We start from the raw sequence: 23061 nt of genomic DNA, 5'->3' as shown, positions 1-23061 counted from the left end.
ACTCTATCGAAACTAAATACCGTTAACCACGAAGATCACGAAGGACACGAAGAAAGGCAGAGTCTCTGAAAATCAGTTTTCAGGGTTCCCTTCGTGCTCTTCGTGCCCTTCGTGGTAAAAAGAGAATGTTAAATAAAAACCACTAGCACAACTGATCATTTATAGATCAAAGGAGATATATTCAATGTCCAAACACGGTTCCGTCAATAAGGCTGTACTGGCCTACTCGGGAGGCCTCGACACCTCCATTATTCTGCGTTGGCTGATCGAAGAACACGGCTGCGAAGTCATCGCCTTTGCTGCCGACCTCGGCCAGGCCGAAGAACTCGACGGCATTCCGGAAAAAGCCAGGCAGACCGGTGCCAGCAAATGCTACATCGAAGACCTGCGCGAGGAGTTCGTTCGCGACTTCGTCTTTCCCATGTTCCGCGCCAACGCCATCTACGAGGGCCGCTACTTTCTCGGCACCTCCATCGCCCGGCCGCTGATCTCCAAAAAGCAGATGGAGATCGCCGCTGCCGAAGGGGCCGACGCGGTCAGCCACGGCGCCACCGGCAAAGGTAACGACCAGGTGCGTTTCGAACTGGGATATTACCACTTCGATCCAGAGATCAAAATCATCGCCCCCTGGCGGGAATGGGATCTCAACAGCCGCGAGTCGTTGATTGCCTATGCCAAAAAGCACGGGATTCCCATCCCGGTAAACAAAAAACGGCCCTGGAGCAGTGACCGTAACCTGCTGCACATTTCCTTTGAAGGGGGCATTCTCGAAGACCCCTGGGCCGAAGCCCCGGAAGAAATGTACCTGCTGTCGGTCAGCCCTGAAAAGGCCCCGGATAAGCCGGAATACGTCGAAATCGAATTCCGTCATGGCGACCCGGTAGCCATCAATGGCGAAGTCCTGTCCCCGGCCCAATTGCTGGCCAAGCTCAACGAACTGGGCGGCAAACACGGCATCGGCCGCGCAGACATCATGGAAAACCGCTTTATCGGGATGAAGAGCCGCGGTGTCTATGAGACTCCCGGCGGCACCATCCTCGAAGAGGCCCACCGCGGTATCGAGCAGATCACCATGGACCGCGAGGTGCTCAACCTGCGCGACTCCATGATCCCCCGCTATGCTACCACGGTCTACAACGGATTCTGGTTCGCTCCCGAGCGGGAGGCCATGCAGGCCCTGATCGACGAAACCCAGAAGTGCGTCAACGGCATGGCCCGGGTCAAGCTCTACAAGGGTCACTGCCGGGTTGTGGGCCGTAAGTCCGAGACCGACAGCCTGTTCGATCCGGAAATCGCCACTTTTGAGGCCGACGAAGTTTACAACCAGGCCGACGCCGAAGGTTTCATCCGTCTCAATTCCTTGCGATTGCGGGTTCGCAGTGCGATGAAGAAGAAACAGCACCAGCCTATTTGATTCGGCGGTTCAACCTTTTTACTTTTTAGTAAAAACTGCAACACCGCGGGGTTGCGGCCCTGCGCTGCGTCACAGCGGGTGTAACGGCAACAGGTCTTACGCGTTACGATTTACGGCCTTTACACCCTTTGAGTGCCGCCGAACGCAGGGATTTTAATCCGGCACAGAAAGACGTCTGAGCGCAGCGAATCTCGTCTTTCCCGGATTAAAACTCCCGAAGAGAGGGAACCCCGCAGGGGCAAACGGTGGGGCCGCTTTCTTTTGGTTACTTTTCTTTCGTCGGCACAAAGAAAAGTAACCCGCCTGGCCGGGCGGAACCGGCCGATTTAAATGACTTTGACCTTTTTCCTTGGGACATCCGGCAACCTACCGGATGCTCTGTACCCATAAACGGAGTACATCCACCATGAGTAAAAAACCCTGGGCTGGCCGTTTCACTCAGCCCACCGATGAATTTGTCGAGGCCTTTACCGCTTCTATCGATTTCGACCAGCGCCTTTACCGTTACGATATTCAGGGGTCCATCGCCCATGCACGCATGCTGGCGAAACAGAGTATCATCACCGATGAGGAAGCACAGACCATCGTCTCCGGTCTAGAGTCGATCCTAACGGACATTGAGGAAGGCAACTTCGAGTTTTCCGTATCTCTCGAAGATATCCACATGAACATTGAGGCGAAGCTTATCGAGCGCATCGGCTCGGTGGGTGGCAAACTCCACACGGCCCGCTCCCGTAACGATCAGGTCGCGCTGGACATACGCCTCTATCTGCGGGATGAGTTGCAAACGATCCAGGACTACCTTGACAAGTTGCAGGAATCATTGCTTGAACAGGCGGAAAGCAACCTGTCGGTAATCATGCCCGGCTATACCCACCTGCAAACTGCCCAGCCGGTGCTCTTTTCTCACCATATGCTGGCCTATTACGAGATGTTGCGCCGTGATGCCGGTCGTCTCAAAGACCTCTTCAAGCGACTCAATCTGCTGCCCCTGGGTGCCGGGGCTCTGGCCGGAACCACCTTCCCCATTGACCGGGAATTCGTTGCGGAACAGCTCGGCTTTGACGGCGTAACCCGCAACAGTCTCGATTCGGTTTCCGACCGGGACTTCGCCCTGGAATTCTGCGGCGCTTCGGCCATCCTGATGATGCACCTCTCACGGCTCTCCGAAGAATTGATTATCTGGTCCAGCGCCGACTTTGACTTTATCTCTTTGTCCGATTCTTTCTGCACCGGCAGCTCGATCATGCCGCAGAAAAAGAACCCCGACGTTCCGGAACTGGTACGAGGCAAAACCGGCCGGGTCTACGGAAACATGGTAAGCCTGCTGACGGTGATGAAAGCTCTGCCGCTGGCCTACAATAAGGACATGCAGGAAGACAAAGAGCCCTTGTTCGATACCTTGGACACCGTCAAAGGCAGCCTCAAGGTTTTCGCTGACATGATCGCCCAGCTCACGGTTAATGCGGACAACATGCGGGAAGCTGCCGCACGGGGCTTCTCCACGGCCACCGATGTTGCCGACTATGTGGTTCGCAAAGGCATCCCCTTTCGTGATGCTCACGAGATCGTCGGTAAGACCGTGCGCTACTGCATTGAGAACGATAAAGACATTCCGGAATTGACTCTCGAGGAATTCCGCTCGTTTTCAGAGCACATCGAGGAAGACATCTACGACTACGTGACCTTGGACGCCTCGGTTAATAGCCGTCGTGCCACCGGCGGCACCGCCCGCGAGGCCGTGCAACGGGAGATAGCCCGGGCTCGCCAGGAACGGAGCGAAAGGTCCTGATGCCATGAATAGTCGATTGCGACCCGTCATCCTGATACTCGCTATTCTGTTCCTGGCTCCCCTCGCCGGCTGCGGCGTCAAAGGACCGGTGCAGCCGCTGGCGCAACCTGCGCCGAGTGCACCTTCTGAGATAACCCTGCACCAGCAGGGCGACGCTCTGCTACTCAGTTGGAGTCTGCCCCGCAGCAATCAGGACGGCAGTGAGTTGACCGACCTGGCCGGGTTTCGGGTCTACCGGCAAAGCTTCGACCCCGTTGAAGACTGCCCCGAATGTCGGGACAATGCTCCCCTATGGAAGCTGGTTGAGCTTGACTATCTGGGACATGCCCAGCGCCGTAACGGCCGGCTGTTTCTGCTCGACAGCGACCTTGACGCAGGACTGGGTTATAGCTACAAAGTGGTACCCTTTAATCGATGGGGACAGGACGGACAGTCCGTTGAAACGCGCCAGACTCTCGCTGTGCCGCCTCCCGCTCCCGCCGCTCCCAAAGCCGAACGGCAAAACAGCGGCCTGCTTCTCAGCTGGCAAACCGCAGAAATGCCTGAAGGAATGGAACTTCTTGGTTACCAGGTCTACCGCCGCCGTCCCGGAAGAGCCTTCAGCGCGGCCCCCCGAAACGAAGGCCTGCTCGAACAGCCGCGATTTACGGATAGCGGTTTCGAAACAGACCGCAGTTACGTTTATGCCGTGCGCACTGTGGTGCGCCAGGGGGACAAAGTGCTTGAAAGCGCCCTTTCAGAGACCCTGGTTATCACCCCATAGGCAGGTTTTGACATCCTTGCCGAGCCTGTGTTAAGGATTAATTTTTCTGATCCCAGGCCAGCAACGTATATAAGCGCTTACTTTTTTCATAGTATCGATTTCGATCTTCAGGAGAAATTCCCATGAACCACTTTGAGTATCAGGGCAATGACCTTTATTGCGAAGATGTTGCCGTCAAGGACATCGCTGCCCAGGTTGGCACCCCATTCTATCTCTACTCTCACGCCACCCTGAGCCGGCATATGCAAGCCTTTACGTCGGCTTTTGCCAGCGTTCCCCACATCGTTTGCTACTCCATCAAAGCCAACAGCAACCTGGCCGTACTCAAGACTTTTGTCACTCTCGGCTCCGGTTTTGACATGGTTTCCGGTGGGGAACTGTTTCGCGCCCAACAGGTCGGCTGCGATCCGCAGAAGATCGTCTATTCCGGGGTCGGCAAAACCGAACCGGAGATCGAAGCGGCCCTCAACGCCAACATCCTGATGTTCAACGTCGAATCTCCCCAGGAACTGGAGACCATCGACCGGGTGGCCGGGAGGCTCGGAAAAAAGGCCGGTATCGCCATTCGGGTCAATCCCGATGTCGATCCCCAGACTCACCCCTATATCTCCACGGGGATGAAACAAGCCAAGTTCGGCATCAATATCAGCCAGGCGCTGGAAGATTACCGCCGCGCCGCTGCCATGCCCAACCTGGAGGTAATCGGTGTCGATTGCCACATCGGCAGTCAGTTGACCAAACTATCCCCCTTTGTCGACGCCATCAAAAAGATTCGCGAACTGGTCGAAACCCTGAAACAAGAAGGCTTCGCCATCAAGTATCTCGATCTGGGCGGCGGCCTGGGTATCACCTACGAAGACGAAGAACCACCAACTCCGACCGATTACGCAGAAGCGATCATCGAGGCCACCAAGGGCCTGGACGTGACCTTGATCTTCGAACCGGGCCGGATGATGGTCGGCAACGCCGGCATCCTTGCGGCCAAGGTTCTGTACGTCAAGGAAGGGGAAGCGAAAAACTTCGTCATCGTCGATGCGGCCATGAACGACCTGGCCCGCCCTGCCCTTTACGGTTCTTACCAGGGCATCGAACCGGTGGACCGTTCCACCAAAGAGCGTATGGTCGCCGATGTGGTTGGTCCGATTTGCGAGTCCGGCGATTTTCTCGCCCAGGACCGGGAAATACCCGCTTTCAAACAGGGCGACCTGATTGCCGTCTCCTCGGCCGGAGCCTATGGTTTTACCATGGCTTCCAACTACAACAGCCGCCCCCGCACCCCGGAGGTGATGGTCAAAGGCGACCAGGTACTGGTAATTCGCCAGCGGGAAACCTATGACGACCTGATCAAAGGGGAAAGCATCCCGGAAGGGATCTAACCCCACTGCCTTGCGCGGGAGATCCCAAAGCAAAAGGCGACTAATCGATAAGTAAATACTGGAGGAACCAGTCATGTTCAGAGGATCTATTGTGGCCATCGTCACCCCCTTCGACAGTGAGGGACGCTTTGACGAAGAGGCCTTTCGACAACTTGTCGAGTTCCAGATCGAGAACGGTACCGACGGCATCGTACCCTGCGGCAGCACCGGTGAAGCGGCCACCCTCGATCACCAGGGCCACATGGAGGTCATTCGCGCCTGTGTCGAGCAGGTCAACAAGCGGGTGCCGATTTTGGCAGGCACCGGCTCCAACTCTACCAGCGAAGCCATTGAACTGACCAAGGCGGCCAAAGAGGCGGGAGCGGACGGTGCGTTGCTCATCACCCCTTATTACAACAAACCTTCCCAGGAGGGGCTTTACCAGCACTTCAAGACGGTAGCGGAGCAGGTTGCCATTCCGCAAATGCTGTATAACGTCCCCGGTCGTACCGGCATCAACCTGACCGTAGAGACCACCGTGCGTCTCGCCGAGATATCCAATGTCATCGGTCTCAAGGATGCTTCCGGCGGCGTCAACCAGGCCGGTGAGATTCTGGCCTGTACCGGTGAAGATTTCGCCATCCTGTCCGGTGATGACAGCCTGACCCTGCCCTTCATGTCCGTCGGCGCCAAAGGAGTGATCTCGGTCACGGCCAACATTATGCCGGCGGCGGTCAAAGCCCTGGTTGCCGCTATTGAGGAAGGCCGTTGGGAGGATGCTCGGCAGCAGCACTTTAAACTGCTCGACATCCACAACATTATGTTCATCGAGTCGAATCCGACCCCGGCCAAGGCAGCTCTGGAACTGATGGGACGATGCAAAGCCGGGGTGCGGCTACCTCTGGTGACCATGCAGCCACAGAGCATCGAACAACTGAAAACGGTCATGGCCCGTCACGGCCTGATCGCTTAAGTCACAGATAACCCGTCAATCCGGGGAGGAAACTATGGTTAAAATCGCTGTAAATGGCGCTGCCGGACGTATGGGCGGTCGCATCATCACCGCCATCAAGGAAAGCGAAGGCCTGGAACTGGCCGGCGCGCTTGAAATGGCCGGCCACGATATGCTCGGCCAGGACGCCGGAAGCATCGCCGGCTGCGGGCCCCTTGGCGTCACTATTACCGACAGTCACGAACAGGCCCTGCAGAATGCCGAGGTGCTCATCGATTTCACCTTCCCCGAGGTGACTCTTAAAAACCTCGAAGTCTGTGCCCGCCTTGGCAAGAAAATGGTCATCGGCTCTACCGGATTTACCCCGGAACAGCGGGCCGCTGTAGAGAAATTTGCGGAACAGATTCCGGTGGTCCTGGCGCCCAACATGAGTGTCGGGGTCAACGCCTGCTTCAAGCTTCTCAAGGAGACCGCCAAAATCCTCGGGCCTGAATTCGACGTGGAAATTGTGGAACTGCACCACAACCAGAAAAAGGACTCCCCGAGCGGTACCGCGGTGCGCATGGGGGAAATCGTCGCCGACGCCCTTGGCCGCGACTATCAGCAGAGTGCCGTTTACCATCGCGAAGGTATGTGCGGCGCCCGGACCAAGGACGAGATCGGCATGCAAACCGTGCGCGGCGGCGATATTGTCGGCGAGCATACCGTTTACTTCATCGGCATGGGTGAGCGCATTGAGATTACCCACCGGGCCATGAGCCGCGACATGTTCGCCCGCGGCGCGGTACGGGCGGCCGGCTGGATCGACGCACAACAGCCCGGCATTTACGACATGCAGGATATTCTCGGGCTGAAATGAGCAAAGACAATAATCAAAACCAGTTTTCACCGCCCGTTCGCTTTGCTCACTAGAGAACGCAGAGAGCTGCTTGAAAGTATCGCTTTAATTTTCTCTGCGACCTCTGCGATAAGGACTTGGTTTTTGATCGGTTCATAGCTTAAGTGACTTCGCTCACCAATCTAAGCTACTAAGAATTCGCACTGAATCAATAAAACAACTGGAGGGTTTTCTGTGGCACGTTTAAACGACAACTATCTCAAGCTCAAGGCCGGTTACCTGTTTCCCGAAATCGGCCGGCGAGTTAAAGCCTTTACCGACGCCAATCCTGAAGCCAAGGTCATCAAACTCGGCATCGGCGATGTTACCCAGCCCCTGGCGCCTGCGATCATCGACGCTTTTCATAAGGCGGTAGACGATCTGACCCAAGGCGACTCTTTCATGGGTTACGGCCCCGAACAAGGCTACGAATTTCTTATCGACACCCTCATCGAGAAGGCCTATAAGCCTCTGGGTGTCTCCTTGAAGACCTCAGAGATTTTTATCTCCGACGGCAGCAAGTGCGACTGCGCCAATATCCTCGATATCTTTGCCCTAGACAACAAAGTGGCCATCTGCGATCCGGTTTACCCTGTCTACAATGACACCAACGTCATGGTCGGCCGCACCGGAGAAGCCAACGAAAAGGGCTACTACGATGGCCTGGTCTACCTGCCCTGTACCGAGGAAAACGGCTTTACCCCGGCTATTCCCACTGAAAAGGTCGACATCGTCTATCTGTGCTATCCCAATAATCCGACGGGTACCGTAGCCACTAAAGAAGCTTTGAAGCAGTGGGTCGATTATGCTCTGGCCAACGAAGCGGTGCTTTTTTACGATGCTGCCTACGAAGCCTTCATTACCGAACCGGGCATTCCCCGTTCCATCTACGAAATCGAAGGCGCAGAAAAGTGTGCCATCGAATTCCGCAGTTTCTCCAAGACTGCCGGTTTTACCGGCGTACGCTGCGCTCTCACCGTGGTACCGGAAGCTCTGATGGCCCGTACCGAAGGCGGCGAACTGACTTCTCTCAACAAACTGTGGAACCGCCGTCAGTCGACCAAGTTCAACGGCGTATCCTACCCCGTACAGAAAGCCGCCGCCGCCGTCTATTCAGATGAAGGCTGGGCTCAAATACAGGAAACCATCGACTACTACATGGAAAACGCCCGCCTCATTCGCGAAGGCCTGCAGGCGGCCGGTCTGACCGTTTACGGCGGCATCAACGCCCCCTACATCTGGCTCAAGACCCCGGGTGGCATGAGCAGTTGGGACTTTTTTGACAAATTACTCTCTGAATGCCACGTCGTTGGCACCCCTGGCAGCGGCTTTGGCCCCAGCGGCGAAGGCTTCTACCGGCTCTCGGCCTTCGGTGACCGTGAAAACGTCATTGAAGCCGTAAAGCGGATCAAAGAAAACCTGGCGTAATTCAAAGGTTAAGAAGAAGGAAAGGCGGCCATAAGGCCGCCTTTTTGTTGAACCCTGAAAAAAAGCTGGCGGGACAAGACGGTGTCAGTTTTCAGACGGTAGGAACCGAACTATTTCGAATTTGATACTTTCACCAAAATTTGCAGGATGGCTAAGCAAAAATGTTTTCCTACAAGGCTTGGTGTTTTTTCAGGGGTGAAAGCATACATCGAGTATGTCGAGGCTCTGAAAATACACCGTAACGCCGTAGGGCGGACTTTTTGCGACGCCATCAACCTTGACAGCTCTGCCAAAATCCATTTAAGTGGGAGAGATCCCTTTTCGACCCATCCACCTGGAGGTACCCGTGACCATCCCCATCAGCGACAGTTCCCTTGATCAGATCGGCAAAACCGCTCTGGTGCGCCTCAACAAAATAGCTGAGCCCGGCAGCGCCAGTATCTGGGGTAAAATGGAATCGACCAACCCGGGTGGCAGTGTTAAAGACCGCATTGCCCTGGCCATGATCGAACAAGCAGAGCAGGACGGCTGCATCAAACCGGGAGACACCCTGGTTGAACCGACCAGCGGCAATACCGGTATTGGTCTGTCTCTGGTCTGCGCGGTCAAGGGATATCGGCTAATTCTGACCATGCCGGACACCATGAGCATAGAGCGCCAGCGACTGCTCGGCGCCTACGGTGCCGAACTTGTATTGACTCCCGGCGCTAAAGGCATGCGCGGGGCCATTGCCAAGGCCCAGGAGATCAGCACCAAAAAGAAATGCTTTATGCCCATGCAGTTCAACAACCCGGCCAACCCCCTGGTCCATGAGCAGACCACCGGCCCGGAGATTCTGGCCGCCCTGGAAGGCCAGATCGCCGCCTTTGTCGCCGGAGTAGGTACCGGAGGTACCATTACCGGTGTCGGTCGTGCCTTGAGAGCGCATATCCCCGAGGTACTCATTGTCGCCGTGGAACCGGCCGCCTCCCCCGTATTGTCGGGCGGTGTACCCGGGCCCCATCGCATTCAAGGCATCGGAGCCGGTTTCATCCCCGAAGTGCTCGACACCGCCATCTACCAGGAAGTGATAACTATCGACGATCAACTGGCCATGGAGACTACTGCCCGTCTGGCCCGTGAGGAAGGCTTGTTTGTCGGCATCTCTGCAGGCGCCAATGTCGCGGCCGCTCAGCTGATCGCCAAGCGGCTCGGTCCCGGTCACAACATAGTCACCGTGTTGTGCGATACGGGCGAACGCTATCTGTCGACCGGCGTCTTCGATGTGAAGGGCTGAGCCAATGAGCCCGCAGGAAAAATTACTTGCCCTGCAAAACCAACTGGCCTCCTTAGAATCTATCGCCGTGGCTTTTTCCGGCGGTGTCGATTCAACCTTACTGTTACGCGTTGCAAGAGATCTGCTGGGAGCGAAGCGCGTGCTTGCCGTAACAGCCGTTTCACCCTTTTTTCCCATCCGCGAACAAAAAGAAAGCAAAGCCCTGGCCGCCCAACTCGGTGTTCATCAAGAACTGATCAGCATCGACCCGCTACAAACACCAGAGGTGACTCGCAACGACGCCAAACGCTGCTATTATTGCAAAAAGGTTTTGATGCGATCCTGCCTGGACCGGGCTCAGGAATTAGGTTTTCCTCGGCTGGTGGACGGTTCCAACCTCGATGATCTTAGCGATTATCGTCCTGGTAGCGAAGCGATCAAAGAGCTGGGAATTTCCTCTCCTCTGGTCACAGCAGGCCTGACCAAACAGGATATACGCTTTCTGAGCCATCAGCTTGGCTTGCCGACGGCAGACAAACCAGCCTTCGCTTGTCTGGCTTCACGCATCCCATACGGCACGGCGATTACAACCGCAGCCCTTTCCCAGGTGGAAACCTGCGAAGCCTTTCTCAACCGGGCGGGGCTCAACAACTACCGGGTCCGACATCATGGAAACACCGCCCGAATCGAGGTGCCACCAGCCCAACTGTACGAGTTGATCCAGGAACCATTGCGCAGTGAGCTGGTCGCCCACTGCAAACAAGCCGGATTTCACTTTGTAACCCTCGATCTGGAAGGCTACCGCACCGGCAGCCTGAACGAGGAGCTCTCTTAAACCTGTTTTTTGGGAGGGGCACATGCATCGCACCAAGGCCATACTAAGCGTCTGTTTCTGCGCCGGACTACTCGGTGCTCTATTTAACAGCCTGGTCGTTTGCCTCAGCGGCAACCTCGGCCTGCCCCAACTGGCCGGGGTAACCCTGGCCCCCCAATGGTCTTTGGCCTGGCTCTATCCCCGGCTGATCTGGGGCGGTCTCTGGGGGTTGGCCTATTTCATTACCGTTGCCGGCCCCCGGGCCCGAACCGGCTGGATTCGCAAAGGCCTCTGGGTCAGTCTGTTGCCTACCGCCTGGCAACTTTTCTACGTATTCCCCAACCAGACCCTTCATGGCGCCTTCGGTTTCGGCCTCGGCACCTTCACCCCCCTGTTCGTTTTCGCCTATAACCTGACATGGGGATTCTTCACCGGTTTCTTTGCCCGCCTGCTATGGGGCCGTTCCTGATGTTCCGGCAACTTCGTCGCAGCACCCTAATCTGCTCATTCTTGTTGCTATTGGCCCTGCTGCCATCATCAGCCTCTGCCGAAACTCTTTCCGGCCGGGTTAAATGGATCTACGACGGTGACAGCATCGAAGTCACTGGCATCGGCACCGTGCGCCTGCTCGGTATCGACGCACCGGAGCACAAGGCTTCTCAGAGGGATCGCTATTACCTTCGCTGGGGCATTGAACCGGCCACCCTGCGCCACATCAACCAGGCAGGGAAAACCTACCTTATCGAATCTGTTAAGGGGGAGACTGTAGTACTGAAAACCGAGAACAAAGAACGGGACCGCTATAACCGCCTGCTGGCTTACGTCTATTTACCGGATGGCCGATTGCTCAACCGATTGCTATTGGAGAAAGGCTTTGCCGTGGTTTACAAGCGCTTTGATTTTGAACAGAAAACCGACTTTCTTGAAGCCGAATCCCAGGCACGGTGCAATAAGAATGGCCTGTGGCAAAGAAAACATCTTTAGGTGGACAGACATATTGCAGATTGATTTTTCTCAGGGCCATGATCAAGAAGCATGCTTATTCTAGCTGCCCTCCCTTCTTGCGCACAAAAAGTTTGAAAGCCAGGCAGAATCTATCTGCCTGGCTTTGTTATTTCTTCAAGCTGCTCGGACAACTGCCTTAACGGAGGTTCTTCCGCGAACCCAGGTCGGCCCACAGGAAGACGATCACGCTCAGTGCAAAAGGATAAATGTAATACAGACACGACAAGCCACGTTGAATATTGATATAAATTCCGACCGCAGACACAACCCCGAGAAGTATGGACAGCAACATGGTTGCCTTCCAGAACTGCCGCGGAGCTACCGGCCAAAGTTTCCGGGGCCAAGGAATGACCTTGGCTACCGAATGAGGATAACCACAGTGACAGCAAAGCAAAGACTCTCCCACTTTACGTCCACAACTCTTACATTTGACCATCGTGACTCCTCCCTTGACTAAATCGAACAGGGCTGACGTTGCCTGAGCACTTTCTTTATTAGAAGTTTGCCACTAAATTTAATAATTGCAAACAGTTTAAACAACTTTTCAGGTTTGAAATCAGCACAGAAAACAATCTATACATTGTCGGCGATAAGGTTCCCGCTTGGTAAACTGGTAATAACCAAACCTGAATGGGGGAATCATGAGCGCTAAGCGGCTGCTGTTCCCGATTATCGCACTGCTGCTCAGCGGCACTGCGTACGCCTTCGACGCCATGGACCGACACTATATCTTTTTTCCTGAGCGAACCCTGCAGGCCTCCCCCGGGGTGGCCGGGCTGACCTACGAGGAGGTGCGTTTCTCTGCGGCCGACGGCGTGAGTCTGCACGGCTGGTTTTTGCCGGGCAAGAAGGGGAAGCCGCTACTGCTCTTTGCCCATGGTAACGCCGGCAACATCTCACACCGCATCGATAATCTGGCTCACTTCCAGAAACTGGGGCTGTCGGTGTTTATCTTCGATTACCGGGGTTACGGAATAAGTGAAGGCCAGATTAGCGAACAGGGCAGCTATAAAGACATGCGCGGAGCGTTGGCCTGGCTGCAGCAACGGGGCTGGAAGCCGCAGCAAATGATCTATTTCGGCCGTTCACTGGGAGCCGCGGTGGCCCTGCAGCTGGCCCTTGAGAAGCCGCCAGACGGCCTGGTGCTGGAATCGGCCTTCACCTCGGTGGCGCGCATGGGATGGCACCACCAACCTTTGAGCTATGCTCTGTTCGGTTGGTGGGCCCTCAGTTCCCGTTACGACAACCTGGGCAAGATCGATCAACTGCGCTGTCCGGTACTCATACTCCAAGGCGACCGCGATCGCATCGTACCGCCAAAGATGGCTCAGCAGCTCTTCGCCCGAGTTTCACACCCCAAGACCCTCTATCTCATCCCCGGTGCCGGCCACAACGACACCTATAATATCGGCGGTGAGCCCTATTGGGAACAGTGGCGGGATTTCATCAAAGAATCCTTTCCGCCATCGGCCCATCAGGGGCGATGACCAACGGCAAAGGGCCATAACCTCAAACGGACATCCAGGCAAAAAACAAGGAACCTGACGAGAAATTCCGTCAGGTTCCTTGTTTACAATCTACCCCTTTGCCAATAATTGCAGGCTTCGGTTTCAAGTTAATCAGGCCAAGGAACCTTCGAAAACCATTTCCACTACGCCCCCCAGAGCATCGCCATTGTAGAAAGGCACATTAACGATGGTCAGGGTCCCTTCGGGGCCGTCCATGGTCAGGTGGTTGATCTTGATCTTTTTGTCGGCAAAATCCTGGTAAATGGCCTTCAATTTGACCATGGTTTCCGGCTGATGGCAGCCTGCCATGTTTTTGCCAACTTCCAGTCCGGCAATCTCCAGTTCATCAAAGAGTTCGTAAGCCCTTTTATTAGCGTAGGTTACGTTAAAATCAGGGTCCGATACAACAACAGCCGTGTTCAGGTTTTCCCAAGCTTGGTTGATCTCACTCATTTTTGCTCCTCCTAGGCGCATGGTTAGCAGACAATGTGCTGCAACATATGGCCCCGGGCTAGCGCAACAAGTGGCCATATAGAGTGTATAGACATTCCCGGACGGTCTCTCTTGAACACTGTGATTCGAATGCGAGCAAATAGAGCGACCCTGGAAAGGCCTTATTCTAACACCGTTCTACTTTCAAGCAGAAAGAGCCTTTTTGTCAACATATTACTTTTTATATATTAGAATTTAATAGCATTTTTGCTATGCCAGGGATGCCCCCCTCATCAGACCGTGAGCACGGTGCCAACACTGGCGAAGAAAAACCGTTCTCCCAAGCGAGAAGCCAGTTGCGCCGCTTTGGGCAAACCGGTGCAGTGAGAAACACCGATCTTCTCGATTTGAAAATGATCGAGCACCTTAAGGGTTTCTTCAAAATGCTCGGCGCCGGCAAACCCTAAATGAGTCCCACCAACCACCGCATAGATACGCTTACCATCAAACTTTTCCGATACATACTGGAGAATATTCACCAGTCCCGCATGGGCACAACCGAGCACCAGAATCAGCCCTTTCGGTGAGGCCACTACCATGGATAGGTCATCCGCCACTGGATCGGGTTGTTGAATAGTGCCGTCCGGAGACACTGCCAGTTGCTGGCTATCCCCTTTTTCAAAGGCAGTCCGCCGTGGAATTTCACCGGTCAGATAAACCCCTGGGCCGATAACCTGCATTTCTCGTTGCAGGCAAAAATGAGCTCCAAGCGATTCAAGATAATCGCGTTGGTAGGGGATACCAACATAACGCCGCTGATCTTGAATGTCCCAGTAACGAGCGGTGAAAATATCGGGATGGCCGTAGACCTTGAGACTATTGTTTGCTTCCAGGGCCTGCGGCAAACCACCTGTATGGTCGTAATGACCGTGGCTGATAAGGAGTGCATCGATGTCCGCCAGATTTTTTCCGAGAGTGCGGGCATTGGGAACCAGAGTCTGGCCCTGTCCGGTGTCGAATAAATATTTGCCTTCAGGAGTTTCCAGATAGCAGGAAAAACCGTGTTCTCCGAGAAGACCAAAGGGCCTGGCTACGGTATTCTCGCACAGAATCGTCAGTCGAACGGTCATGAATCTCCCCCCCATTTTTAATATCAAAGGCTCAAAATGCCATTTAAAGCTGGAACTATTTACCCTACTATTAGCAATTCGAGACTATCGGTTCAATAATTACGCCATCGCAGGGAGCAAAAGACAAGCCGGGCCAGCTTCAAAAGAGGGTCCACAAACTTACAGGTGAAGAACGCAAGAAAGAACCTTATGAGCTGACTTTAAACAAGCAGCCAGACTTCTAAAAGGAATACCTCAGCCCCGCCCCGACCACGTTGGATCCGCCGCTCACCCCGTCAAAAAGGCCAAAAGCTCCAGAGCGATGATGCACCCGGGCAAACAAGGTCCACTTCGGCTGTTGCGGTACGACCACCCCCAGCTCAAACATTAGATAGCCAAGCATTCGCGCAGTTCTATCGTTTTTTTCAACTTCGATTTCCGGCTCATCGGTGGCATAGGAAAGCCCCGCTCCCATAGCAAAGCTGGTATCGAGATAGCGGTCCCATGGAAACGGCAACCAACGCAACCCGAGCAGGGCGTTAAATTCAAAGTGATCTTGCTCCCCCCAATGTTTTGCGACCTGTCCTTCGCCCTCCAGCCGAAGATAATGTTTATAGTCCCTTAGCCCCTTGCCGACGGATAAAACCGCAACATAAGAATCGACATATTCTCTCTTCGAGAGAATATTTGCCAAGTCGTCATAACAGGCTCGCCCCCCGTAAAGACTCACAAACCCGGTGTCCATAGCCAGTGCTTGACAGTTGCTGCCAAGCAGAAGCACCAACCCCAACAGCAAAAACATCTTGTTTATACTTGATCGCATTCGTTACCCCTGTCTTTCGAATCTCCACCGCCTCCTGGAACCTCTCCCCCGTCGCCGGTTACTTTCTAGGATCGGTTTCCAGGATGATGGCGCTGACGTTTTTCTTATTGAAGCCCTTATAGCCTTCGCTGCGCTGAATGTTTTCCAGGTGGCTGCCGACCGCCCCCTCCTCAATAAATTTGTCCCCCTGCTCGGCGCTGATTTTTCCTGACTCGACCAAACTATTCACCCTGGCCGAATCGGGTTGCCAACGCTCGGCGACACTGAAGGCCTGCTTGAGATAGGGGAAGTCACTGAAAGGTGCCATGAATCGTTGCCCGTGCCTGGCAATATCTTCGTCAAGCCTCAAAAAATCGCAACGAGCCGCCAGATGGTGCATGCCGGCCTCAAAGATGGAATCACCATGCAAAGCACACCACAGGCCGATGGTACCGAGTTGCTCTTGTTCAGGCAACTCTTGTCGCGAAAAGTCGGTGGTCACTTCTTCCGGCGCCAGATCGACATCAAGAAACAAACTTAAACCGGCCTCGGGGTTCTCCATGACCTGGGCACCCCATCCGGCCTCGCGACCGGCATAAAAGCGTTCTCGGCAATGAAAACCGAGCGTTGTAAACAAATTCACCAGGTGGACGAAATTACGCCGCGAACTTCGAAAGGTATGGTGATCGTGATTGGCCCAGCCCAGGCCCAAGATGTCTTGGCGACCCTTCTGCAGCCGACCGATCAGGTTGCGGCTTTGCCAATAGGTGCGCTCACCCAGGCAAACCACTTGAGCGGCCCGATCTTTACCCAGCTGAGTTGTTAACTGTTCGGCAAGACGTTGGGTTTCCTTCCATGCCAAATCTTCATCGGTGCTGCTACGCGGTCGACACTGCCACAGTTCCAGCGCCGCCAAATAATCGCGCAACTCGGCATCGGTCAGCCCCTGAGGCTCAAAGACCCGGCGGACCCTCCGTTCGGCGACCGAAAGCGAAATATCCCCTGTAACCCCTAACAAAGCACGACGATAGGCGCTAAAAGGACTTCCCTCTATCTCAGTGCTAAAGCCGTTAACCTGTAGAAATTCACTAACACACTCAACCAGCAGTGTTACGCCCGACTCTATGCCGGCACTGTCACCGAGCAAGACAATATCCGGCAGCAGAGCCCCCGGATGACTGTAGACCGTCTGCACCATATCCGGCAGCAGCTCAAAACCTAACCCGGAGAGTTGTCGACGTAAGGCTGGGGAATCGGACAATAGCAGGTGATCGACCCAATCGTAAAGCCGGCAACTGGCCTGCTGCAGAAATTTTTCGGACAGGTATTGCAAGTTTGGATTTTTTTCGCAAAAGTCCTCAAGACATTTGAGTACCCATTGCTCTGCTTCGGCGTGTCTCTGCCAAATGAAACGTTGCTCAATCATCATTCTCTCCCTGGGTATTCCGTTGCAGAAAGTCCGGACGCAGATGATCGGTTATCGGCCGGTTATTGAACATCACTCCCGGATTGAACAGATCCTGCGGATCGAAAATATTTTTCAGCTGCCGCATGGTCTCGTAAAGGGCCGAGCCCCATTCCCGCTGCAGGTAAGGAGCCCGCAACCGCCCCATGCCGTGTTCGGCAGATATGGTACCGCCGTGACGAAACACCACCCCATATACCTCATCCGCCAAATGTCGAATATGTTCTGCAAGGTCGGGGCGATGAATATCAAACAACGGTCTCAAATGAAGGTTGCCGCTGCCGGCATGTCCGTAAATTAGGGCCGTCATGCCTTGGCGAACAAAGACCTGTTCCACCTCGGTGACAAAAGCTGCCAGGTTTTCGGGAGGAACACCGACATCGTTGACCACCGACAATGCCCGAAGGTTGGGTGCCGGATGGCGAATCAACCACAACAACTGCTTGCGCAGAGCCCAAATCTCATCCACCTGAGCCGTCTCCCTTGCCACGACCTGCCCCTTGGCCATTCGCACCTGATTGCGTTGTAAATCTCTGCTGACCTGATCCAGCAAAACAAATCGTTCGGGGCCGGTCACTTCGACCAGCAGCAGGTGGGCATCCACTGTCAGACCTGTAGGTAGTTTGGTCTGCTGGCGCAGTATGCGCACCGTCTCCCGGCTGATCACCTCGATGGCGCTCACTTCGACTTCACGTAATACACCCACAGCCCGCATCGCTTCGGCCAAGCGATCGAAATAAAGCAACACCGCTGCTCTTTCCGGCTGATAAATTTCAGCTCGCAGGCTAGCAGACATAACCAGACCGAGGGTACCGACACTGCCGGCCATCAACTGGGCGAGAAGCTGCCCAAAATTCAACTCGCGGATAAAAGCAAACAGATTGTAGCCGCTGGCTATCTTTCTTTGAGCGCGGCTCTCGAGAAAGGTGCGGGCCGCTTCGTCATCCAGCACCCTGGATTGCAACGCGGTTAGTTGCTCTTTAAAGCGCAGAGGGATGGTCTGCTCATCGGCAGTGTTTACCAACTCCCCACGATCAGTAACAAACTCCAGGCTCTCGATAAACCGGTCGATCGAGCCATACTTCAGCGCATGAGGGCCGCTGGCCTTGGTAGCAATATTGCCACCGATGCGGCTGATATCCGCACTGGAGACATCGGCAGGAAGAAAAAAACCCTGCGCCTTTAGATAGCTTTGCAACCGGTTGTGAAAAACTCCGGCACCGACAGAAACCCTTGCCGATTGAGCATCGACGGCAAGCTCCCCGATCCGGTTCCAGGAATCACCGTTTGGTTCACTGGCCGATCCGGCTTCCGGCAGGGCCATCACAATCCCGCTGCCCAAGGCGCTCCCCACGGTGCCTGACCCCCCGCCCCGGGCAGTGATCGGCAGGCCTTCTTCGGCAGCAAACGCGATCAGTCGCTGCACATCAGTCAGATTCGCCGGAAGTGCCACCACCAGCGGATCGATCTGATAGATACTCTGGTCCCGGTTAAAGCGTCGCAAGTCCCGGGCTTCGCTCAGCACCTTGCCCTGCAGCAATTCACCCAGTTTGTCCGCCAGCAATTTTCCCTTTTGTTTCATCAGGGACCTCCGCCGAGGCAAGGGTCGCGATGAATCTCCAGACTACGATAATCACCCCGTTGCAAAACCCCACGCAGAATAGAGAGGCATTGTTCGATTTCCTCGGCACGAACGATCAAATGGGGGCGAAAGCGGATACTGCGACGACCGCAACCCACCAACAACAACTTGTTCTGGAAACAAGCCTTGACCAGCTGATCCCGGCACAGATGATCCGGTGCATCGAAAGCGCACATCAAGCCCAGCCCCCGGGGATTGCTGACTGTCTCGGAAAAATCGATCGCCAACTGCTGCAGTCCAAAGAGCAGTCGTTCGCCCTGACAACGGGCATTTTCCAGCAACTGCTCTTCTTCGATGATCTGCAAAATTTGCCGACAGCGGGCCATGTCGACCAGGTTGCCGCCAAAGGTCGAGTTGATACGGCTACGCTCCTTAAAGACGTGGCAGCCGACCTCATCGATACGCCGTGACGCCAGGATGCCGCAAACCTGGGTCTTTTTCCCAAAGGCCAGGATATCCGGCTTTACATCGAAGTGCTCGTGTGCCCAGAAACGACCTGTGAGACCGACACCGGTCTGTACCTCATCAAATATCAACAGAATGTCATGCTCATCGCAAAGTGTGCGCAAGGCTTGTAAAAATTCCCGCCGGAAATGGTTGTCCCCCCCTTCCCCCTGAACCGGTTCAATTATCAGCGCAGCGATAAAGGGGCCCTGCTCCTGAACGACGCGATCGATCTCCGCCAGCGCCTGAGTTTCCAAGGCAAGAACCTGCGCCAGGTTCGCTTCGTCAAGGGGAAAGCTTACTTTTGGGTTAACGATACGCGGCCAATCGAAGGTAGGAAAAAATTTGATCTTGCGCAGATCGTGGGTATTGGTCAGGGAGAGGGTGTACCCGCTGCGTCCGTGAAAGGCCTGGCGAAAGTGGATCACCTGACCGCCGGAATTTTCCCGGAGACCTGCCATGCGGTTCTTGCGCACTTTCCAGTCGAAGGCTGTCTTGAGGGCATTTTCTACCGCCAGAGCACCGCCATCGATGAAAAAAGCATGGGGTAAATACCCGGGAATCGCCAGCCGGGAGAAGGTTTCGACAAACTCCGCCATGGCGATGGTATAAACATCGGAATTGGAGGGTTTGTTGACTGCCAGCCGACCCAACTGAGCTTCGATATCCAGCAGACGGGGATGATTGTAACCAACCGCCATGGAGGCATACATGGAGAAAAAATCAAGATAGCGTTCGCCGTTACGCTCATCGACGAACCAACTGCCGCTTGACCGGTTTACATCGAGGATAATATCGTAACCCTCCGTCAGCATATGACGGGACAGGATCTTTTTCACGTCATTAGGTTGAATCATGTTGTACCCCACATTTCGAAAAGGTCCCGGTAAGGTTTCAATGCGCAAGAGATTATGCAGTGCCAGGTATGGTGCTGTTCACCTGTTACCGATTACCCATCACGTGTCACGATCGTTACTCGCTTAGCTCGAAGCGGATCCCCTGCGCCAGCGGCAACTCACCGCCGTAGTTAATGGTTACCGTCTGTCGGCGCATATAGACCTTCCAGGCATCAGAGCCCGATTCGCGTCCGCCGCCGGTCTCCTTTTCGCCACCGAAGGCGCCGCCGATCTCAGCCCCCGAGGTCCCAATATTGACGTTAGCGATGCCACAATCGGACCCCGAAGCGGCAAGAAATTTTTCCGCCTGACGCAGATGATCGGTAAAAATTGCCGACGAAAGCCCCTGACGAACATCGTTCTGCAAAGCAATAGCCTCCGTCACTTCGCCGGAATAACGAATAAGGTAGAGAATCGGGCCGAAAGTCTCCTGCTGGACGATGGGGTAATGATTCTCAGCCTCGACGAGAGCCGGGATCACGTAGCAGCCCGACTCATAGCCTTTACCACTCAACACCTCGCCACCGAACAGAAGATGCCCACCCTGCTCTTTTACCGCGGATAGCGCGTCCTGAAAGGCGGTTACCGCTCGAGTATCGATCAGCGGCCCGACATGATTGGTCTCGTCAAGGGGATGACCGATACGCAGCCCTCGATAGGCTTTCAGCAAAGCCCGACTCACCTTTTCATAGATCCGTTCATGAACGATCAACCTCCGGGTGGTGGTACACCGCTGCCCAGCAGTCCCTACAGCCCCGAAAACGACTGCAGGCAGGGCCACCTCCAGGTCCGCGTGTTCCGTTAGAATGATAGCGTTGTTACCGCTTAACTCCAGCAACGTACGTCCCAGGCGCCGTGCCACCACTTCGGCGGCATGACGGCCGGTCGGAACCGACCCGGTAAAGGATATCAGCGGCAACCGCTCATCGTGCAACAAGGTTTCGCCAATAGTGGCACCGGAACCAATCAGCAGAGAAAAGATTCCTTCCGGAAGCTCATTATCCTTCAGCACACCGGCAATGATTTTCTGGACTGCGATGGCCGACAAAGGCACTTGAGAGGAAGGTTTCCAAATCGAGACATCACCGCACACCGCAGCGAGCATAGCGTTCCAAGCCCATACCGCCACCGGGAAGTTGAAGGCGGTGACGATGCCGACGATGCCGAGAGGCTGGTACTGCTCGTACATGCGATGCAGCGAGCGTTCCGAATGCATGCTCAGGCCATAGAGCATGCGCGACTGGCCAACGGCAAAGTCGCAGATGTCGATCATTTCCTGAACCTCGCCAAGCCCTTCCTGCAGCGACTTTCCCATCTCGTAGGAAACCAGGGCGCCAAGATCTTGCTTGCAGTCCCGCAGCCGCAGGCCAATCTGCCTGACGATTTCGCCCCGCTGGGGTGCCGGCCGCTGCCTCCACTCGGCAAAAGCGGCTTCGGCAGCAGCAATGGTCCGTTCGCAAGCGGCCATCGAGGCCGGTCGCACCCCCGCAATGGTTCGCCCGTCGGCTGGTGAAATGCTTTTAAAGCACTGCTCGGCGCATTCCTCGTCCCAATCCTGCCCCGTACAGGCACCGTAATTCACGGCCTCAATATGCAATCGCCTGAGAAAGTCCATCCGTACCTCCCGGCTGCCAAAAGGCTGTTGCTTGTTAGTTTTAGTTTATCAACCGGCAGCTCTCTGGCAACGACCAAAGCTGAGAGGGCTTTTCGACTGAGAACCTAGAGCCATAAACAAACCAACCGTATAGGGGGCTAACTTAGGTCCAAGACGCTATGAAATAGGCAAAGAATAAAAACCAGGGGTATGGAAAGCGATATAGATGGGGGAACCGGAACTACAGAAAGGTCAGTCAATTAATTCTAAAGATATTTATTATTCACCAAGGAATCGTCGCGTAATAAACCTTGTCTCCAAAGGTCTAGAGAAATGAGCGTTTTTCAGGAACGAGTCTCTCAATGTCGCCAAATTTTACACGAATTTCATATCAGCTTTTTTCCGCGCTAACTCTCTTTCCGGCCTTTCCTTTTTCCAACCGAGAGTAATTGCCCTTATAACCCGACAATACCACACTTCAACAACAGGCCAGACTACCGTCCTGCTTCTGTCGATTTTTTTTACACATCTCCACAGGCCCATTGCAATAAAGAAGTACCACTTCCTGAACCAACCTAAGGCCATAGGACAACCCATTGATATTATAATCTTTTTTCTCAGGACACAGCAATCTGCATCACCTTCCATATTGAATGGCACCTTTTTTGCTAAACTCTTATTTCAAAGAGGAAATACCGTAATATAAAATATGAACGGGTAGCTACCAAAAGGAGGGTTTACATGTTTAAGAAATCTGCATTGTTGGCAGTTCTGGCATTGGTGTTGATGGCACCCATGGCGTCGCACGCACTCACTGTTAACTATGATAGTGGCACGCAGTATAACACAACGTCACTTACGGGATTCTCCACCTATGGCGACATGATGGATGGCATGTCTGTGACGGCTTATTTTGCGGCAGGGGGCAGTCAGACCCTCGCTTGGGCAGACACAGTTGCTAATGCTGGTGGAGTCACTGGAACCAGCTGGTCTTTGAGCCAATCCGGAGATACGTATACTAATTCTTGGAGCCTTTCAAGTGATGTAACGTTGTCCCAGCTGGTGATCGATGCTGCACCCGGCGACACCATCTTTGATATCACCTGGAGTGGTTCGGGAACACCGGGTTCAGCGAGTGGCAGAACTTTCACTACCGCTTATACCGGCGATTTAACTGCAACTTACAGAAATCTGCTGAGCGTGGGCGGCAACGACCCGGTAGGCGACCTTTACACCCTGTTGGACCTCGACTTCGGAGCTTCTGGATTCTTGGGTAATCTGAGCTTTATTGCGGATACCGACAATGCAGCTTCTGCCGGGGATGTCGTTCCTGCTGTTCCCGAGCCGTCCACCTTCCTGCTGTTCGGCGGCGGCCTGCTGGGCCTTGGCTACCTCGGCCGTAAGCGCATGAAGAGCTAATTGATCGTTTGAAAACTTACAAACAAAAGGCGACGCACAATGCGTCGCCTTTTGTTTGTCCACCTTCCTGCTATTTCCGCCCTATTCCATATCCG

General features: G+C 54.5%; 21 protein-coding genes. 13 read left to right on the top strand and 8 right to left on the bottom strand.

What is annotated here, in order from left to right; all coding sequences use genetic code 11:
* Positions 1 to 184 precede the first annotated feature (184 nt).
* The 12 genes from A7E78_RS13930 (at position 185) to A7E78_RS13870 (ending at position 13142) form a co-directional block, all read left to right on the top strand.
* Positions 185 to 1414 (top strand): argininosuccinate synthase, encoded by a 1230-nt coding sequence (locus A7E78_RS13930; RefSeq protein WP_072284828.1) that lies wholly within the window; start codon positions 185 to 187, stop codon positions 1412 to 1414.
* A 406-nt stretch (positions 1415 to 1820) separates the two neighbouring features.
* Positions 1821 to 3206, top strand: coding sequence for an argininosuccinate lyase (argH, locus tag A7E78_RS13925; RefSeq protein ID WP_072284827.1), 1386 nt, complete (start codon positions 1821 to 1823; stop codon positions 3204 to 3206).
* 4 nt (positions 3207 to 3210) lie between these two features.
* Positions 3211 to 3969, top strand: coding sequence for a fibronectin type III domain-containing protein (locus A7E78_RS13920; protein ID WP_072284826.1), 759 nt, complete (start codon positions 3211 to 3213; stop codon positions 3967 to 3969).
* A 122-nt stretch (positions 3970 to 4091) separates the two neighbouring features.
* A complete protein-coding gene (gene lysA / locus A7E78_RS13915; protein ID WP_072284825.1) occupies positions 4092 to 5345 on the top strand; it encodes a diaminopimelate decarboxylase in 1254 nt (417 codons plus the stop codon).
* Between the two features lie 73 nt (positions 5346 to 5418).
* Positions 5419 to 6297 (top strand): 4-hydroxy-tetrahydrodipicolinate synthase, encoded by an 879-nt coding sequence (gene dapA / locus A7E78_RS13910; RefSeq protein ID WP_072284824.1) that lies wholly within the window; start codon positions 5419 to 5421, stop codon positions 6295 to 6297.
* Between the two features lie 34 nt (positions 6298 to 6331).
* Complete coding sequence (gene dapB, locus A7E78_RS13905) at positions 6332 to 7135, top strand: 4-hydroxy-tetrahydrodipicolinate reductase (protein WP_072284823.1); 804 nt, start codon at positions 6332 to 6334, stop codon at positions 7133 to 7135.
* 213 nt (positions 7136 to 7348) lie between these two features.
* Positions 7349 to 8581, top strand: a complete 1233-nt coding sequence (locus tag A7E78_RS13900; protein WP_072284822.1) for an LL-diaminopimelate aminotransferase — start codon at positions 7349 to 7351, stop codon at positions 8579 to 8581.
* Positions 8582 to 8933: 352 nt separating this feature from the next.
* Positions 8934 to 9857, top strand: a complete 924-nt coding sequence (gene cysK, locus A7E78_RS13895; protein ID WP_072285179.1) for a cysteine synthase A — start codon at positions 8934 to 8936, stop codon at positions 9855 to 9857.
* Positions 9858 to 9861: 4 nt separating this feature from the next.
* Entirely contained in the window at positions 9862 to 10671 is an 810-nt protein-coding gene (gene larE / locus A7E78_RS13890; protein WP_072284821.1) for an ATP-dependent sacrificial sulfur transferase LarE, read from the top strand.
* A 22-nt stretch (positions 10672 to 10693) separates the two neighbouring features.
* Positions 10694 to 11119, top strand: coding sequence for a hypothetical protein (locus A7E78_RS13885; RefSeq protein ID WP_072284820.1), 426 nt, complete (start codon positions 10694 to 10696; stop codon positions 11117 to 11119).
* A complete protein-coding gene (locus A7E78_RS13880) occupies positions 11119 to 11634 on the top strand; it encodes a thermonuclease family protein (protein ID WP_072284819.1) in 516 nt (171 codons plus the stop codon). Before A7E78_RS13885 ends, A7E78_RS13880 begins: the two co-directional genes overlap by 1 nt.
* Positions 11635 to 12296: 662 nt before the next feature.
* Complete coding sequence (locus A7E78_RS13870; RefSeq protein ID WP_072284817.1) at positions 12297 to 13142, top strand: alpha/beta hydrolase; 846 nt, start codon at positions 12297 to 12299, stop codon at positions 13140 to 13142.
* Between the two features lie 132 nt (positions 13143 to 13274).
* Here A7E78_RS13870 and A7E78_RS13865 read toward each other — a convergent pair whose 3' ends face one another.
* The 8 genes from A7E78_RS13865 to A7E78_RS13830 all read right to left on the bottom strand — a co-directional run bounded on the left by A7E78_RS13865 (position 13275) and on the right by A7E78_RS13830 (position 22195).
* Positions 13275 to 13616, bottom strand: a complete 342-nt coding sequence (locus A7E78_RS13865; protein ID WP_072284816.1) for a PAS domain-containing protein — start codon at positions 13614 to 13616, stop codon at positions 13275 to 13277.
* Positions 13617 to 13888: 272 nt separating this feature from the next.
* On the bottom strand, positions 13889 to 14725 hold the full coding sequence (locus A7E78_RS13860; RefSeq protein ID WP_072284815.1) for an MBL fold metallo-hydrolase: 837 nt from the start codon (positions 14723 to 14725) through the stop codon (positions 13889 to 13891).
* 220 nt (positions 14726 to 14945) lie between these two features.
* The gene (locus A7E78_RS13855; RefSeq protein WP_083553154.1) at positions 14946 to 15527 is read right to left on the bottom strand and encodes a hypothetical protein; all 582 of its coding nucleotides are present in this window, start codon (positions 15525 to 15527) and stop codon (positions 14946 to 14948) included.
* A 58-nt stretch (positions 15528 to 15585) separates the two neighbouring features.
* Positions 15586 to 16932: a hypothetical protein gene (locus tag A7E78_RS13850; RefSeq protein WP_201258010.1), complete on the bottom strand. Its 1347-nt coding sequence runs from the start codon at positions 16930 to 16932 to the stop codon at positions 15586 to 15588.
* Positions 16925 to 18553 (bottom strand): FAD-binding oxidoreductase, encoded by a 1629-nt coding sequence (locus A7E78_RS13845; RefSeq protein WP_072284814.1) that lies wholly within the window; start codon positions 18551 to 18553, stop codon positions 16925 to 16927. Before A7E78_RS13845 ends, A7E78_RS13850 begins: the two co-directional genes overlap by 8 nt.
* Positions 18553 to 19914: an L-lysine 6-transaminase gene (gene lat, locus A7E78_RS13840; RefSeq protein ID WP_072284813.1), complete on the bottom strand. Its 1362-nt coding sequence runs from the start codon at positions 19912 to 19914 to the stop codon at positions 18553 to 18555. Before lat ends, A7E78_RS13845 begins: the two co-directional genes overlap by 1 nt.
* A 115-nt stretch (positions 19915 to 20029) precedes the next feature.
* Positions 20030 to 21568 (bottom strand): L-piperidine-6-carboxylate dehydrogenase, encoded by a 1539-nt coding sequence (gene amaB / locus A7E78_RS13835; protein ID WP_072284812.1) that lies wholly within the window; start codon positions 21566 to 21568, stop codon positions 20030 to 20032.
* A 354-nt stretch (positions 21569 to 21922) separates the two neighbouring features.
* Entirely contained in the window at positions 21923 to 22195 is a 273-nt protein-coding gene (locus A7E78_RS13830) for a hypothetical protein (protein WP_072284811.1), read from the bottom strand.
* Positions 22196 to 22288: 93 nt separating this feature from the next.
* Between A7E78_RS13830 and A7E78_RS13825 the strand changes: the two genes are divergently transcribed.
* Positions 22289 to 22966, top strand: coding sequence for a PEP-CTERM sorting domain-containing protein (locus tag A7E78_RS13825; protein WP_072284810.1), 678 nt, complete (start codon positions 22289 to 22291; stop codon positions 22964 to 22966).
* Positions 22967 to 23061 lie beyond the last annotated feature (95 nt).

It is taken from the genome of Syntrophotalea acetylenivorans, assembly GCF_001887775.1.
In the GTDB taxonomy this organism is placed as follows: domain Bacteria; phylum Desulfobacterota; class Desulfuromonadia; order Desulfuromonadales; family Syntrophotaleaceae; genus Syntrophotalea_A; species Syntrophotalea_A acetylenivorans.
This window is presented reverse-complemented; position numbering and strand designations above follow the sequence as displayed.